The organism is Paraglaciecola sp. 20A4, from assembly GCF_011378905.1.
Classification (GTDB): Bacteria; Pseudomonadota; Gammaproteobacteria; order Enterobacterales; family Alteromonadaceae; genus Paraglaciecola.
Map to the genome: position 1 here is coordinate 143,903 of NZ_WTPY01000001.1, position 15,596 is coordinate 159,498.

The 15,596-nt window shown below is 43.1% G+C and carries 11 protein-coding genes; 5 read left to right on the forward strand and 6 right to left on the reverse strand.

Annotated elements, in window-relative coordinates:
- Positions 1 to 34: 34 nt before the first annotated feature.
- From GQS54_RS00550 to pdsO, 3 genes are read right to left on the reverse strand one after another with little or no spacing between them, the layout of a single operon-like run.
- Positions 35 to 742, reverse strand: coding sequence for a class GN sortase (locus GQS54_RS00550; protein WP_166422063.1), 708 nt, complete (start codon positions 740 to 742; stop codon positions 35 to 37).
- Complete coding sequence (locus GQS54_RS00555; RefSeq protein WP_166422064.1) at positions 715 to 3,018, reverse strand: marine proteobacterial sortase target protein; 2,304 nt, start codon at positions 3,016 to 3,018, stop codon at positions 715 to 717. The genes GQS54_RS00550 and GQS54_RS00555 overlap by 28 nt, the downstream gene beginning before the upstream one ends.
- A 27-nt stretch (positions 3,019 to 3,045) precedes the next feature.
- The gene (pdsO, locus tag GQS54_RS00560; RefSeq protein ID WP_166422065.1) at positions 3,046 to 3,804 is read right to left on the reverse strand and encodes a sortase-associated OmpA-like protein PdsO; all 759 of its coding nucleotides are present in this window, start codon (positions 3,802 to 3,804) and stop codon (positions 3,046 to 3,048) included.
- Positions 3,805 to 3,991: 187 nt separating this feature from the next.
- On the opposite strand from pdsO, the gene pdsR reads away from it, so the two are divergent.
- Both pdsR and pdsS read left to right on the forward strand, forming a co-directional pair.
- Complete coding sequence (gene pdsR / locus GQS54_RS00565; RefSeq protein WP_166422066.1) at positions 3,992 to 4,693, forward strand: proteobacterial dedicated sortase system response regulator; 702 nt, start codon at positions 3,992 to 3,994, stop codon at positions 4,691 to 4,693.
- Positions 4,694 to 4,699: 6 nt separating this feature from the next.
- Positions 4,700 to 6,916: a proteobacterial dedicated sortase system histidine kinase gene (gene pdsS, locus GQS54_RS00570; protein ID WP_166422067.1), complete on the forward strand. Its 2,217-nt coding sequence runs from the start codon at positions 4,700 to 4,702 to the stop codon at positions 6,914 to 6,916.
- Between the two features lie 6 nt (positions 6,917 to 6,922).
- On the opposite strand, the gene yjjX is transcribed toward pdsS, so the two are convergent.
- Positions 6,923 to 7,501: an inosine/xanthosine triphosphatase gene (yjjX, locus tag GQS54_RS00575; protein WP_166422068.1), complete on the reverse strand. Its 579-nt coding sequence runs from the start codon at positions 7,499 to 7,501 to the stop codon at positions 6,923 to 6,925.
- Between the two features lie 321 nt (positions 7,502 to 7,822).
- On the opposite strand from yjjX, the gene GQS54_RS00580 reads away from it, so the two are divergent.
- A complete protein-coding gene (locus GQS54_RS00580; RefSeq protein WP_166422069.1) occupies positions 7,823 to 8,581 on the forward strand; it encodes an MBL fold metallo-hydrolase in 759 nt (252 codons plus the stop codon).
- 265 nt (positions 8,582 to 8,846) lie between these two features.
- On the forward strand, positions 8,847 to 9,734 hold the full coding sequence (locus GQS54_RS00585; protein WP_166422070.1) for a LysR family transcriptional regulator: 888 nt from the start codon (positions 8,847 to 8,849) through the stop codon (positions 9,732 to 9,734).
- 20 nt (positions 9,735 to 9,754) lie between these two features.
- On the opposite strand, the gene GQS54_RS00590 is transcribed toward GQS54_RS00585, so the two are convergent.
- Positions 9,755 to 12,277, reverse strand: coding sequence for a response regulator (locus GQS54_RS00590; protein ID WP_166422071.1), 2,523 nt, complete (start codon positions 12,275 to 12,277; stop codon positions 9,755 to 9,757).
- 521 nt (positions 12,278 to 12,798) lie between these two features.
- Complete coding sequence (locus GQS54_RS00595; protein ID WP_166422072.1) at positions 12,799 to 13,503, reverse strand: DUF445 family protein; 705 nt, start codon at positions 13,501 to 13,503, stop codon at positions 12,799 to 12,801.
- Positions 13,504 to 14,109: 606 nt separating this feature from the next.
- On the opposite strand from GQS54_RS00595, the gene GQS54_RS00600 reads away from it, so the two are divergent.
- Positions 14,110 to 15,516, forward strand: a complete 1,407-nt coding sequence (locus tag GQS54_RS00600) for a YjiH family protein (RefSeq protein ID WP_166422073.1) — start codon at positions 14,110 to 14,112, stop codon at positions 15,514 to 15,516.
- Positions 15,517 to 15,596: the final 80 nt, after the last annotated feature.

The window sequence follows — 15,596 nt, forward strand, 5'->3', positions numbered from 1 at the left end:
GCTATCTCGGTTAGACACTCCCTGTTCATATTATTTACTTAGCGGCGTAGATCACATTACTATTCTTAGCCATTATCACGCGTTGTGCGCTAACGACAAAACGTAAGGTCGGCTGCGGTAATATCGAATTAAATGGATAACAAGTTATTAGAGTGAGTTGATCTTGATTTTGAGATTCGATTATTTGGGTTTGACTCTGATCCACAATAAATTTTTTTGTCACCCGATATTGCCCTTTTCCTTTCTGCGTTTCTACCTCAATTAAATCCCCATTATTGAGGTACTGAAGCGCCGAAAAGTGGGTATCTCTGTGACCTGTTATTACACTATTACCGCCTTCGAACGGCAGTGGCGTTGCGCTCATATGCCCTGGACCAAATGCCATTGTACGTCCTGACGCCCCAGCCAATACATATAATGATTGCTGGGCGAATTGTAATTTAGCCACAGGGTAGGTGTCTGCCCAAGGCCATGGTTTAATGTTTTGATTTTGCTTAACAGTGTTTAACATTATGCGTGGTTTACTTGCTGCAAACGCGGTGACCTGTAAAGCATTTTGCCAAGCCTGAGCAATTAATACTTGAGCTAATTGTGCTTTGGCCCACATGTATATGCCATGAGAAAATAACAATCCGCCACTGATTAAGCAGATAAGCGTAACAGCCCGAAAGCGCGCAGTTTTTATGCGCAACCAGCGGGCTGGCTGCTCTTTTTTTATACTACCTTTTTCGAACGAGCGCACAGGGCTCCCCCGATAAGCAATAGCCCTAAAGTTATTTGCAACGGCATATTACTGGCCGTTTGCGGTAGGTTTCCTGCCAACATAGTGGAGCCTGCTGATATGTTGTGATGAACAGGCTGGTCTTTGCTGGTTTCATTGGTGGGCTTGGATATTTTCTCATCAATAGCAACTAAGCTAGTGAACTGGCTAACAATATGATGTTTTAGGGCAAGCTGAGTGATGCTGTCTTGCCACTTTTGACGCATGTCTTGGTCTGTTTCTCTGCGTAAAGTATTGCTTAATTGAGTGATTTTCTGGCGTGCCCACGCCACGCCTAAGCCTGCACGTTGTGGTGTGGGGCTCAGTGGCATACGTACTGACCATGGCAGCGCCGATTGTCGTCCCGTTACTTTTATAGCATTGTCGGGTTGTTGCACAGTTGCGTCGTTTTCGCTGTGAAGCACCGGCACCCTATAATGAATAACAACTGGCTGATTAGCATATAAATCTGGAATGACACTCGGGTAAAACTCTGTATCTCTGACAAAGTCGATATGGATATCTTGCATCACGGGAGTGGTGAGTTTAGTAAAGAGTTTACGCATTTTTTGCTGAACTTGATTTACATCGCCTATGTAAGTGAACGTGCCGCGACCCGCTTGTGCTGCTTGAGTCATAAAGTAGCTGTTGGGCGCAGAGCCAATACCCACCGTGAACAGTCGGCTGTTATTCAGCTCGTTTTCAATAAGACTCATTAATGCATCTTCGTTGCTAACACTGCCATCGGTGATAAAAACGACTTGGCGCAGCGCCGAGTTAGTAGGTGAAGTGCCTTCGTTATTTGTTGCCGTTTTAGTGTGTAAAGCGAGCGTTAAAGCGGAAGCCATTTCGGTACCGCCATCGGCAATTAATCCAGATACCCAGTTTTTAGCGCGCTGAATATTCCCGGCACTGGCTGGCATTGCGTGATCCCATAGGGGTCTTGGTTGGTCATTAAACTCAATAATATTTACCCGATCGTCGGTATGTAACTGGTTTAAGGCGAATGCGACCGCTTGTTTGGCTTGTATGATTGACTCGCCAGCCATAGAGCCTGATGTGTCGAGCAAAAGAATAACGTCTCTTGGCATGCGTTGGTTGTTATGTGGGTCTTGCAACGGAGGTGTCAACATTACAAGGCCGTACCGATACCCACCTTGGGTTTCACTAGCTTGGGTTTCACTAGCTTGGGTTTCACTAAAATGTGCGGCACTGGGTAAATCACTTGCAGCGGGACGCCACGTTAAACTGAAATCCTGATTAGCCGGTTGATCCTTAGTAAAACTGATATAGAAGCGCTTTATTTCATCACTGCTCGTGTCTTCATTTTTTGGCGATATGGTTACCTTGTGGTGCTCACTGACAATATCATTAGCATTGAGTAAAAAGCCGCTGTCTAGATCCACGCTAATACGAATGGGGTTAGTGCTTTCAGCAACAGGTTTTATTTGTTGGCTTAAGGCTGCAGTACTTGAAGCCCAGCCTTGGTCGTTCACATTTGCCACGATACTTTTAGTTTGGGCATTGCGGGTAGTGGGGGAGTAGCGAGGGGTTATCGTCATAGGAAAGCGCAAGCTAAAAGTTTGCTCATCAAAGCCTACGACTTGTTGATATTCAATGGTGATACTCAACGATTCCAGTGGGCCTATATTGGCTATCGCATTGGTGAATAAGTTAGGACGGCGTTGTTCGATTAAACTGGCTTTTCTGCCTTGGCTTTGGGCTTTTTCAAAATGTGCTTTAGCTTGCTCCTTAGGCATGATTTTTCCGCTAATGACTCGCTCACCTATGGTCATGCTGAGATGATCTACCGCAGCATTTTCAGGTAGCGGAAAGGCATAAATACCGTTCACCCAATTCTGACTTGGATTATGAAAACGCTGGGTGACTTGGGTGCGGGCAATCATGCCTGTCACGCTAATTTTTACCTCTGTACTTAATAGAGGACTCAACTGATAACGGCGCTTGTGTTCAAGAACGCCGCTTTCGCTTTGCATATTATTTTGCTCATTTGGTGGCTCGTGGCGGGTATAAAATAGGCTGCCTTGTGCAACATCATTAATGCTGTCAACATATACGTTTTGCGGTATTTGTTTATCTGCGACTACTTGGCGGTATTTGACTGGGCTTTGCTGTTCTTTGTGCATAATGTCTCCATTGCGCTCTGGTTGAATCAAGTACTGGGACGCGGCACTGTGCAATACACCTACTGTGCAAATCACCAGCAATAAACCGCTAAGTTTGAGTAAAAGGGACATTCCTGTTCTCCGTTTGATTTGACTATATTATTGGGTTGCAGCCGTCATGATTGACGTTGATGGGGCGTTACCGATGGAAACCGTTACTTTACGAGCGAAAAATAATCCTTCCAGATCATCTTTTACAGCCAACTCTTGGGTCTCACCAAACGATTCGGTGCGCAGTTGGCTAGAATTGACGTTTTGATTAATAAGATATTTTTTTACACTGATAGCGCGTTGTTGTGAAAGCGCCTGATTGAAATGTGAATTACCTCGTTCATCAGCGTATCCCGCTAATGTAGCGTGTAATTCAGGCGACTGGCGCAGCCACTGGGCGAACAAGTTTAATTGGCGTTGGTAGTGAGGTTCTATTAGATAAGAGCCAGTGCGAAATTGAATGCTGGTTTCAATCGATGACATACTCGTTACATTGTCAATTCCCTTAGTCTCTATTGTCTCTAAGCTAGCCAATTGTGCCATGCTTTGCTGGTGCATCCGACTATTCGCTGACTGCAAGGCGAGTAATTGTTGTTCTTTATTCACTAAGGCAGCTTCTGAACGAGCAAGCGCTTTGTCGTTATTAACATCATTGGCAATAAATAAACCAAATATCGCTCCCACCACTGCGCCGGCGGGGCCAGCGATGGCCGTACCTAATAATGCACCTGAACCAAATCCCAGTGCGTCGTTTTGCGTGTTTTGCTTTTTTAAAGCGGGCGCCGCGCTCGTGTTAGCTAAAGCAAGTGGTGAAATTGCTTGGTTGATAATGAGTGATAGGGTTAACGCGATGGCTGCATATTTCATGGCAAACTCCAAATTGTGTGAACAGTTATTTGTTAGCGCTATTACACAGGGACTTTGGGGCTAATTAGTGGGTGAAAAATGGCAATCTGTGGGGCAATTGTGGCGAAAAAATGGAATTTGCTGTGGTACGTCAAAACTGCCGGTATTTTAGGATATAGTGAGCGCACAAATTCCAATGAGAGTAGTTATGTCCCAACGTATTGCGCTAGTAGAAGATGATCTCGCTATTCGGGAAAATTACGCAGGGGCGCTAAAAAAGCAAGGTTACGACGTTATTTGTTATCCAAATAGGCAACAAGCAGAGCAAGGCTTTGCCCAGCGCCTACCTGACTTAGCGATCATCGATATTGGCCTACAGGATGAAATAGATGGCGGTTTTATGGTATGCCAGCAGTTGCGCAGTTTATCTAAAACGTTGCCAATCATATTTTTCACCGCCCGAGATAACGACTACGACATTATTTGCGGTTTACGAATGGGCGCAGACGATTACTTGACCAAAGATATTAGCCTACCTCACTTACTGGCGCGTATTGCGGCATTGTTTCGCCGAGTGTCTTTGCTGAATCAGCCTCAACTATCCGAAGACGTAATTCAGACAGGTGCGTTGAGTATTGACAGTAAACGCATGACAGTTAGTTGGAAAGAGCAGGGTATAGAACTGACAGTGACCGAGTTTTGGATGCTGCATGCTATTGCTAAATATGCTGGACATGTAAAGAGTCGCCAACAATTGATGGATGAATCTAAGATGGTGGTTGACGACAGTACTATTACCTCTCATATCAAACGTATTCGTAAGAAATTTCAGCAAGCGGATAGCGAATTTGATCGTATCGAAACGGTTTACGGCATGGGTTATCGCTGGAAAAATGGAGTTGAAAAATAATCTACTATGCCCAGCTCATCCAGTCATCCAGTAAATAAATCTCCAATAAGACGACCATTTCGTCTGCGTTTTGGTATCCGCGTAAAGTTACTGGCTCTATCGTTATTTTTATTTGCTATTCCCTGGCTGGGATATAAATTCGTGTGGGAGTTAGAAAGTTACCTGCGCATAGGGCAAGAGCAAACCATGGTCGGTACTGCTCGAGCGGTGGCAACCGCGCTTCACGAACGTCCTTCTTTGTTCGATACGCAAAGTGCTTACTTAACGGATGTGAAACCTGGCACTGACCTTTACGCGCATAAAATTCACGATCCCATTCGTCTGGACGGTAATTTGGATGACTGGCTCGACTATCAACACTTGAGTATTGAGTATGGGCAAGCTCACTTATTGAATTTCGACCATGAATATCAGCCTGATAGTTTTCACTTTAGGCATATGGTCGGGCAGTTCGGTTTGTATTTATACGCCATGTTTGAAGTAACCGACGAGACAGTGCTGTTGCGTAATAGGGATAGTTTACGAGTTGATCGTAATGACTACCTGCAAATAGCGATGACAGCGCCAGACGGAAGCTTCAAACGCTATGTGGTTGCGCCGCAGGAAGCCGGGTGGGTGAATGCTTATTTACTATCGGAGCCGTTGGACTCTATGCGACCAGTGGCGCTAGAAACCCAAATTCAAGGGCGCTGGCTGAATACAGAGCAAGGCTACAATATTGAACTACGTTTTCCACTCGGCATGATGAGCAGTAAAATTGCTTTTGCCATAACCGATGTGGATGATCCCGTTACGCGCAGAATGCGTTATCGCATTGGTACTGCTAATCCGAACAAAGTTGATGCTCTTGGCACCGTGTTGGTGCCATCACCAGAAATAGAAAAAATTATCAAAGGCCTTAAGTATTCCAATGCGCGGGTATGGGTGATTGATAAACATAAACGAGTATTAGCGCGCTCGGGAAGTATCCATAAATCTGTAGGATTGAGCGCGACGGCTTACGCGGCTGAAAACTCAGATGCCACTGAATGGTGGCAAAAAATAGAACGTGATTGGTTACTGCCTATTTACTACCAAATTTTAACTAAGCCTCCAGCAGATTTCATTGATGACTTGCAAGATGCTTATGCGCTGCAGGGCCAAGATATTAATGACGCATTGGCGGGCACCCCTGCTTCGTTGTGGCGTTTAAGTCCAGACAATAAAGCGGTGATACTATCTGCTGCGCACCCTATATATATTGATGAAAAAGTAATGGGTGCGGTGGTTGTTGAGCAAACGACGAATGGTATACGGACCCTGAGAAACCGTGCGCTAGAAAAACTTTTTCATGTGATTTTAGCTGTGATGGGACTGGGCACCTTAGCCTTATTTTTGTTTGCGTCACGTATGTCATTTCGTATTCGTAAGCTAAGAAACCAAACCGAAGCGGCTATCGATAGTAACGGCAAGATAGTGGCAACGATCCCTAATGCCAATGCGCGAGATGAAATTGGCGACTTGGCCACCACGTTTAATATCGTACTGGAGAAATTAGGACAATATAACGCCTATTTACAAAACATGTCGGCACGCTTGTCTCACGAATTACGTACGCCAGTGGCGATTGTTAAATCGTCCCTGGAGAATTTACAGCTTAGTGAGCAAAGCTCAGAAGATGCACAATATATTGATCGGGCGCAACTGGGTATAAAACGCCTGAGTACGATCTTAAACAATATGAGCGAGGCAACTCGCCTAGAACAGGCAATTCAAAGCAGTGAACGTGAAGAGTTTGATATAACTGCGCTGCTAGAAGGGTATGTGGCGGGTTATCGAATGACGTATTCCAGCCATGAATTTACCTTTATTAATCAACATGAAGGCACCATGCTTTCGGGTTCGCCAGACTTGTTTGGACAAATGCTGGATAAAATAATCGCTAATGCGCTGGAATTTAGCCCAATCCATACAGTCATAAAGGTTACCTTCGAGCAAAGTGGCAATCATCATTTGCTCTCGATCGATAATGACGGTCCACCTTTACCACATGATATGCAAGACAAGTTGTTCGACTCAATGGTTTCAGTGCGAAGTGAGCATGGCTCTGCGCAACCCCATCTTGGTCTAGGATTATATATGGCTAAAGTTATTGCCCAGTTCCATGGGGCAGATATTCAAATTGAAAATCGACTAACTGCAGACGGCGAACATCTTGGTGTGCGCGTAACCCTTACCTTCTAGGGGATATCAATTAGCGTTGTTGCTCTGAGTCAAAACAGGATATAACTCTGGGTGTAAAAAAGGTGCCATAGCCAGCACTATCGCGTGAGTATAATTACCTTCTCGGGTCGCATTGCCATTGGTCAGTAAGCCAATTGCTCCCCCTTTTTGTTTGATATTTTGCGTGTTAAAGAGTTTGTCCATTAATGGCCCTAATTCTTGCCCACCAGCCAAAGCCTGATAAACCAATTCAGGAATGGGCATAATCGCGCCACGCCCAATTGATTGACGTTCATGATTCGCTATAACAATATAGGCAAATGTAGCTGGGCCATATTCGAACTTATCCACACCGCCCTCCATTGCTATGTAAAAATCGGCTTCGGCATTTTCCTGACAAAATTTAACTCGGTTGATTGCACCGATACGCGTTTCTTCACTGGTCATGGGTTGTTCTGCCACGTTTGAAGGGGCGTGCATACCGTGACAGACCACATTGCGTTCTGGGTAGAGCATAGCGATAGCATTTTTCGCAGCGTTAACCTTTACAGGGTTTTTTGAGCCCACGATGACATATAATGAGCTGGCTGATTCAGATTTGGTCACAGTACATTCCTTGCAATTTCAGGTCGATGGGGTTTTATTAACGATACGATATTGTTGCGTGTTATAGGCTAAAAAATAGCGAGCAACATTGTGCTAAAACGATTTTTGCATAGCAACCTCTTATTCAATTATGATCTTCAGGTTTCGTGCAATACCCAAGGAAATACAACATTATAAAGCCAAGTTCTGTTGCCGCTAAAACTGATACATTCCTATATTGATTTTTTTTGCTTAACTATTTAAAACAAAAAGTATGATGTAGAGGGTTGGCAACGTATGGTGCAGTGGTATAAAACCTAGTTAATAAGAGCAGCTGTATATATGAAGTTACATCACTTACCAGGCTATATTCAGTCTATTTATTTAGTCGAGTATCCAAACGGCTTGATGCTGCTTGATGGATGTACTCGTGCTGATGTAGATACCCTAAAAGCGTTTATTGTCGATGAGCTGAACCGTCCTTTTACTGATTTAAAAACCGTAATGGTGACTCATATGCATCCTGATCATGCTGGCGCTGCGCATGAATTGCGACGCTTGACTGGGTGTCAAATTGTATCAGCAGATGCACAGCACTCTTGGTACAAAGGGGTCAGTGGATGGTTAATGTACTTAACGGATATTACGTTGGCACGCTGGGTCGCAGGGCGACTGGGGCGTGAACGCAAAAGTTTGTGGTACGCTAAAACACTTAAGCCTGATATAACATTAACCGATGAGCAAGTTATCCCAGGGTTTGACGAATGGTGTGTTTTTGAAACGCCAGGGCATACTGACCGGGACTTATCTATTATGCATATGCCTAGTCGTCGAATGTATGTTGCTGATTTAGTGGTAAAAGTAAAAAAACGCTTTATCCCTCCCTTCCCGGTTTTTTTCCCCGACTTATATGGCCATTCAGTTGAGCGGTTAATTGACATTCAGCCGCATTCTTTGTTGCTCGCCCATGGCGGTGAAGTCCAGCTTAATGATGAAGATTATGCGCATTTACGCTTATGTGTCCCTAAAGGACCACAAACACCCTGGCGATTTGTTAAAGGCAAGGTTAAACGCGCGTTGAAAATTAAAAAAGTAAGATAGTATTTATACGCAAGCCCGGTTTCGAGCTCTTCTAAGGGCAATTTCTTGCTTTTTTGTTTTAACCTAACCAATATCGTTTTGCCGATAAACGTCGAGCGAAAATTTTTTCTCGCATTGCTTTGTGATATACAGCAATCCTAAGTTATGCAGTTAGCCCTCCATCGCTCTATTTGAGGTGCGATAAACGGATATAGTCATAAGAACCTAATAAAAATAATGGTATATTTTAGTTTTCCATGAATTTTACTCATAGGTTAATAGACCAATGCTTGAACGACATCACTTAGCCATTATTTATGCAGTAGATAAATATGGCACCCTAACCGAGGCAGCGAATGCTTTGTATCTCACCCAATCTGCCCTGAGTCATGGCATTAAAAAACTTGAAGCGCATTTGGGGGCACCGGTATGGCAAAAAGATGGTCGTCGATTACGCTTAACGCAGGCGGGGCTGGGCTTGTTAAACTTAGCTAATCGCGTATTACCGCAATTTGAGCACAGTGAGCAGTTGATTAAACAAATTGCTCAAGGGCAACGAGGCTCGCTGCGGATCGGTATGGAGTGTCATCCGTGCTATCAGTGGTTGCTAAAAGTCGTCGCGCCATTTCTTAATCAGTACCCTGATGTGGACGTGGACGTACGTCAAGCCTTTCAGTTTGGTGGTCTCGGGGCTTTACTTGGTTATGATATTGATATGCTAATCACCCCTGACCCATTATTTCAAAAGGGCTTAGAGTACCTTCCCGTATTTAACTATGAACATGTTTTGGTGGTAGCTCAAGAACACACTTTAGCAAAGCAACGTTTTGCTAAGCCACAAGATTTGAATAACGAAGTGCTGATTACTTACCCAGTGGAAGCGAGTCGATTAGATATTTTCAGTCAGTTTTTAACCCCAGCAGGTGCTGGAGTCAAAAGGCATCGAACCATTGAAACGACAGAAATCATGCTGCAAATGGTCAGTGCAGGTCGCGGTGTTTCTGCTTTGCCTAAATGGCTGGTGGAGCAACACCAAAAAGACTTACCAATCGTACCGGTGAGGTTAGGCCAACAGGGTATTTTTAAAGATATTCATGTGGGTTTTAGGGCTGGTGAAGCTAGGCCTGATTACCAGAACGCATTTATTGAAATGGCTAAACAGACCCGTAACTAGTCGTAACGAGCTGTTTATCATTAGTCTCTGTGGGTTAGGCGTAAAATGCACTCAACAATTTGGTCTCTATCGTAAGGCTTGCCCAAATGTTCGTTCATGCCCTGCTGTAAATACTTCTGTTTATCTTGCTCAAGAACATTCGCAGTTAAGGCAACAATAGGCAGATTCTTCATGGCGAGATCTTGGCGAATAACTTTTAACGCGTCTAATCCATTCATAATTGGCATATTGATATCCATTAAAATGATATCAACATGATCCGCCCGCTGTAATTCATCAATACAGTGTTGTCCGTCATTGGCCGGGATCACTGTTGCCCCTTCTTGCGTTAACAGTTCGCAAATAATTTCTTGGTTGATCATGTTATCTTCGGCGACTATTACCACCAAGCCATCTAATGTGGGTTCTAGGATGTTGGTCATGGGGATCGTGTCATTGCCCTCGATAATATGAAACAACTCTTCATTTCGGCAGGGTTTGCTAAGAATACGTTCAACGGTGAAGTGCTGAGTCATACGGGCAATGCTTTTGCCATCGTAAGCAGTTAAAACCAATATTCGACTGGTGATCTTTTTTTCTAAGTGTTGCAAACGAGTCAAGAATGCCAGCCCGCCCATTTGGGGCATCACCCAATCGAGTAATATAACGTCTGGCTGTTGTTCTTCAATTAATGCATCAAGGGCATCATTGGCAAAATGATAGCCGTCAACAGCTGCCCCCATGCTACTAAGTGCGTTTTCGAGCATTGTGAGAGAAATAGGGTTATCGTCAATGACCATAACCCGTTGAGGTTTTGATAATATTTTAGGGGCATCTGGTGCGGTGATAATAAGATTGTTTAACTTCAATTTCACTTGGGCTTTAAAGCAGCTGCCGATACCTAACTGACTACTTACGGTGATTTCCCCTCCCATCAGCTTGCATAATGCTTGGCTAATCGACAGCCCTAATCCACCATTAACATTTTTTTGTTTCCTTAGAGGCTGACCATTATTGAACAGTCTTGATATGTCCTCATTATCGATGCCTGAACCTGTGTCGGTCACCATAAACGTGAGTTGGTATTCGCTGTTAATTGACAGCATAGGCTGGTCTTCCTCAGCACTCATGAGCAGATGAATATGCCCACTATTGGTGTGTTCAATCGCGTTGAGGCACAAATTGAGCATGATTTCACTGAGTCGTCTGCTGTCGCCTATCAGATCGCAATGCACGGTGTGAGGAACAGTAATATTAAATGCTAAACCTTTGTCTTGTGCTTCTTTAGACAGCATCGCGTACAAGCCATCAACGACTTCATGCAGTGAAAATGGGCGCTCGACTAATTGTAACTCACCTGACTCAAGTAGCGCGTAATCTGATAAATCACCCAGTACTGCATTCAAATGTTGAGCAGATGCGTTGATTTTACGTAAGTAATCCTGTTGCTTAAGGGATAGTTCTGTCTGCATACACAGATCAGTCATACCGATAATACCGTTTACTGGCGTACGTATTTGGTGACCTAAAGTGGTCATAAACTGGGTTTTACCCCCTAGCGCTCGTTCTGCGGTTTTTTGGCTATCAAGCAAGGCTGCTTGAGTGCTGCTAAGCGCTTCCTGTTTGTTGGCCAAGTCTTCTGCTTGTTGCAAAAAAAGTTGATGTAATTGCCTATGACGGATCAAACCTGAGCGCAATAAAAAGCTTACAAGCAAGCAACCTAAAATGGCCAGCGTCAAATAAATATAATGAAACCAATCAACAGGTTGTAACTTAGAACTTGGCGGATAAACCCAAAGCTGCCACTGTTGACCAAGAATGTTAAGGGGGACATTTAGGTTTGAAATACCCGACTGCTGAGTTTTATTGATCGGAATATCTGCCAGCATTTTATCATCGGGATAAGCATAGTGGTTGTGCTCATGATCTTCTAAAACATAAGCGTAATTTTCATTATTAAGTTCTTCAGGCAATGCTTGCGTTAGAGACGCAACGCGGTGCGTTGTAATCAAATATGCTCTTTCATTCTGGTTAGCTGAGCGAGCTAAAGGCTGAACAATAACGAATATAGGTAGTTTTCTCTGGCTCATTGGTGAAAGAATAATAGGAGAGACGATTATGTCGTTACCCACCCGTGCTAGGTCTAAAAAAGGGGTAATGTAGTCGCCAGCGGTTGAGCCTGGTAATGACAGACCGATTTCAGGTGAAAAATGAAAGCGGGGGATTTGAATATCATTCGCCTTTGCAACGCTAAGCATATAAATATCGCCAACGTCTTGGGGCTTCGGGTATACCAGCTGAATAAAATTTCTTAACTCAGATTCGGACGGCGTCGTATTGGTACTAAGCGCTTGGGCTAGTTTGCTACTGCGGGAAATCGTTTGTTGCAATGCAATATCGTAGCGGGCAACAAATTGTTGAAGATGATGTTGGGCATGACCAAGTTCTTGGTCACGATAAGCTGACACACCTGTATTAAAAAGTTGGAGTGCAATGATACTTCCAACTAAAAAGGTCAATATAAAAACAGCATTGGCCATTCTACCACTAGCAAGATACTTCATTCCATGTCATCCACTTCAGCGTAAAATAATTCAGCTTCGGGCAGTTCATTTGCCTCGAAATACCGATATTGAACCGTACTCCTCGGATGACTAAATATCAATAATTGTGGCGTAAATTATTCTAACTTCGGGGGATTTTGGTAGAAATAAGGAAAAAGGCAGATATTTCTTTTGAAATATCTGCCATGGATGCGACACCAAGCCAGGACCAGTGAAACTCAGTATCAAACAGGCAGGATCAATTTAATCTAAATGAGAATTATTTACAAGTTTCGGTGGGGATTAATTTAACTATTTTTTGCCTAAGACGAGAATGATATAGAACTGCTTACTCATATGCCTATTATCACCGTCTTATATCAATGCTGCAGTAAAGAGAGGATGCATAAAATCTAAGTGGGAAATTAAATACCCCAGCGCTAACGAATCATCGGCTAGCACTAAGATATAACTAAGAAAAGCCACAAATTGGTTAACGCTATTTGTGGCAAAATTGTGGCAAAAAACGCAGACAATGAGTGTTAAGCGACCAGTAAAATAGTGATTAATCCGATGAGACCACCGAACACACCGCCCCATACGACCAACCAACCTAAGTGCTTTTTGATCATGGCTTGAATGATGTCTTTGACCATTTTTGGGGTCAGTTCGTTTAAGCGTTGCTCGACAATAGACTCTATTTTTTGTTGTACGTCATTCATCACATCGGGCTGTTCAAGTTGATTACTTAACAGGTTTAAAAAATGCTCATCTTGGCTAATACCAATTAATGACTCTTTCATTTTTGCCACGAAAGGTTGTTTCAGTGGAGTAAGCGCTTCAGCCCCGCCAAACATACCCAACATACTGCCAAAAGAAGACGCGTTAATAACCTCTACCAAAGAGTCAAAGGTTGGCTCTAAGTCGACCTTGTCAAGCACCGGCGTTAAGTCCAGTTTAAGTTGTTGGTTGTCGCTGCTCAGGAAACGGGCAATATTTTGCTCAGTGAAAAATTGCGTCATCATCAAATCACGTATTCCGGCTTTAAAATCCTCAAAGCGCAATGGAATTACACCTGAGCCATAAAGTAGCGGAACTCTTTCAAATAACATGTATATGGCGAGCCAGTTTGTGATCGCACCGGACAAGGCGAATATGCCCACAGTGGTAACAATCGAATTTTCTAACACTAGGCCGAGTATCAGTAATATCAAGGCAACAGCATTGGTTAGCATACTTTTATTCAAGTTCACTCCTTATGATAGCGATATATATAGTCGCTAAAGACACAAATTAGGGATAGATCGGCGCTATGCTAACAAGGTGATAGGCCAAGTGACAACAGCTTTTGTTATCGATTTTTCACCTAACACTTATTGCAAGGTTTTACAGTAAGTTACAGCCTGTTTGTTAAGTCTAAATAGCAACTTTTTGTGTAAATAAAAGGCGTTAAACTCTCTTTGAAAGGTCTATATGCGCAAAGTGTGTGGTTAACTAAAATCCATCTTGCCCTCGGCGCTCAAAAGTGTGATGGTTCGCTGACTTTTTCTTTACTTAGTGGTGGGCTTTTTAAGTTTTTCAAAGCAATAAATACAATATTTTATTTAGTCCTAAAAAAGAAAAAGCATTAATAAAAATTGCTCAGTCATTCATAGGGTTGAGTTAAAACGTAAACGAAAGTGATATCCCTTATTCACTAACACCTAGCTAAAGACCTTTATCTGGTCAGAAAATATGCTTTACTCCCAAGGTCTTTAAGACTGCACACGTAAACATTTTACATAGTTGAAATTAGCAGTTAATCTTGCTTTCCAAGCAATACTGTTAAGACAAATTTGTCGCCAAAGAACAGGATGAATCCCATCGACCAAAAAGGTGATTCCCACCTTAGAAGCCTTGAAGTAAAAAAATTGAACAAGCAACATAATCTGAAAACACTGCTCACCTTTATCCTTCCTTCCCTTATTGGCTTATTACTGTTTATGACGCCCATTAGTATTGAAGGTGCCATTACCATACCCATTGCTGTTGCTGCAAAAGTATTGCAAGCCGAAATGGGTTGGAGCATTCAACTTATTATGACAATCATTGTGGTTTTCATGGCCATCGCTTCAAGTATGGTGTCGTTAACTAAACCTAAATTCATACAACAAAGCGCATTTTTAAATGCATTGCTGACGGTCACGTCTTTTTGGTTACTTATGCGGGTGCTTGGTGCTGTGTTTATCGTCTTAACCTACCTTCAAGTGGGACCAACGATTATCACGTCAAGCGATACAGGTGGCTTAGTACTAAATGATTTAATACCTGTGTTGTTTTCAGTGTTTTTATTCGCGGGAATGTTACTGCCACTACTGCTTAATTTTGGGCTTCTCGAATTTTGCGGCACATTAATGACCAAAATTATGCGCCCGATATTTAACTTACCAGGACGAAGTGCAATTGACTGTTTGGCGTCATGGTTAGGGGACGGAAGTGTAGGCATTTTAATGACCACAAAACAATATGAGTCACGATTTTATACTGAGCGAGAAGCCGCGGTCATCGGTACCACTTTTTCGGCGGTTTCCATTACATTTAGTTTAGTGGTGATTACTCAGGTCAAATTAGAACACTTATTTATCCCTTTTTACCTAACGGTCATTTTTGCTGGCGTTGTTGCCGCTATTATTGTGCCAAAACTGCCCCCACTATGTTGGAAGAAAGACCATTATATCGACCAATCACCAAGGCATGCTGATGATGAAAGCGTGCCTAAAGAACACCATGTTTTTTCATGGGGAATTGAGCAGGCACTCACCCGAGCAGCTCAGTCTGGCGGGGTAAAACAGGTATTGGTGGAAGGGCTGAAAAATGTTGTCGATATGATATTCGGCGTGATCCCAGTGGTGATGGCTATTGGTACTATTGCGCTGATACTGGCGGAGCACACGTCTCTTTTTAATTACTTAGGCATGCCATTTATACCGTTACTCGAACTATTACATATCCCAGAAGCAAGCGAGGCGTCAAAAACCATTGTGGTAGGATTTGCCGACATGTTTATTCCATCAATTTTAGCAAGTTCAATTGAGTCTGATCTCACCAGATTTGTTATCGCGACATTGTCTGTTTGTCAGCTGATTTATATGAGTGAAGTAGGCGCATTACTCATAGGCAGCAAAATCCCTGTTAATTTTGCTGAACTATTCGTTATTTTTATCCTTCGCACCCTTGTCACTCTTCCTATTATTGCGCTAGCTGCGCATATCATTTTTTAAGCCTGTTCACAGGCTTAAAAAAATTAAAAGTTGACCCTGCCCCCAGTTTAAAGTTTTAAGTTGACCCTGACCCCAGTTTA

What these genes read in the sequence shown, in the direction of transcription:
- GQS54_RS00555 (WP_166422064.1), bottom strand. Translation starts at nt 3,018, where the DNA reads ATGTCCCTTTTACTCAAACTTAGCGGTTTATTGCTGGTGATTTGCACA.
- pdsR (WP_166422066.1), top strand. Translation starts at nt 3,992, where the DNA reads ATGTCCCAACGTATTGCGCTAGTAGAAGATGATCTCGCTATTCGGGAA.
- GQS54_RS00585 (WP_166422070.1), top strand. Translation starts at nt 8,847, where the DNA reads ATGCTTGAACGACATCACTTAGCCATTATTTATGCAGTAGATAAATAT.
- GQS54_RS00580 (WP_166422069.1), top strand. Translation starts at nt 7,823, where the DNA reads ATGAAGTTACATCACTTACCAGGCTATATTCAGTCTATTTATTTAGTC.
- pdsS (WP_166422067.1), top strand. Translation starts at nt 4,700, where the DNA reads ATGCCCAGCTCATCCAGTCATCCAGTAAATAAATCTCCAATAAGACGA.
- GQS54_RS00600 (WP_166422073.1), top strand. Translation starts at nt 14,110, where the DNA reads ATGAATCCCATCGACCAAAAAGGTGATTCCCACCTTAGAAGCCTTGAA.
- pdsO (WP_166422065.1), bottom strand. Translation starts at nt 3,804, where the DNA reads ATGAAATATGCAGCCATCGCGTTAACCCTATCACTCATTATCAACCAA.
- GQS54_RS00590 (WP_166422071.1), bottom strand. Translation starts at nt 12,277, where the DNA reads ATGAAGTATCTTGCTAGTGGTAGAATGGCCAATGCTGTTTTTATATTG.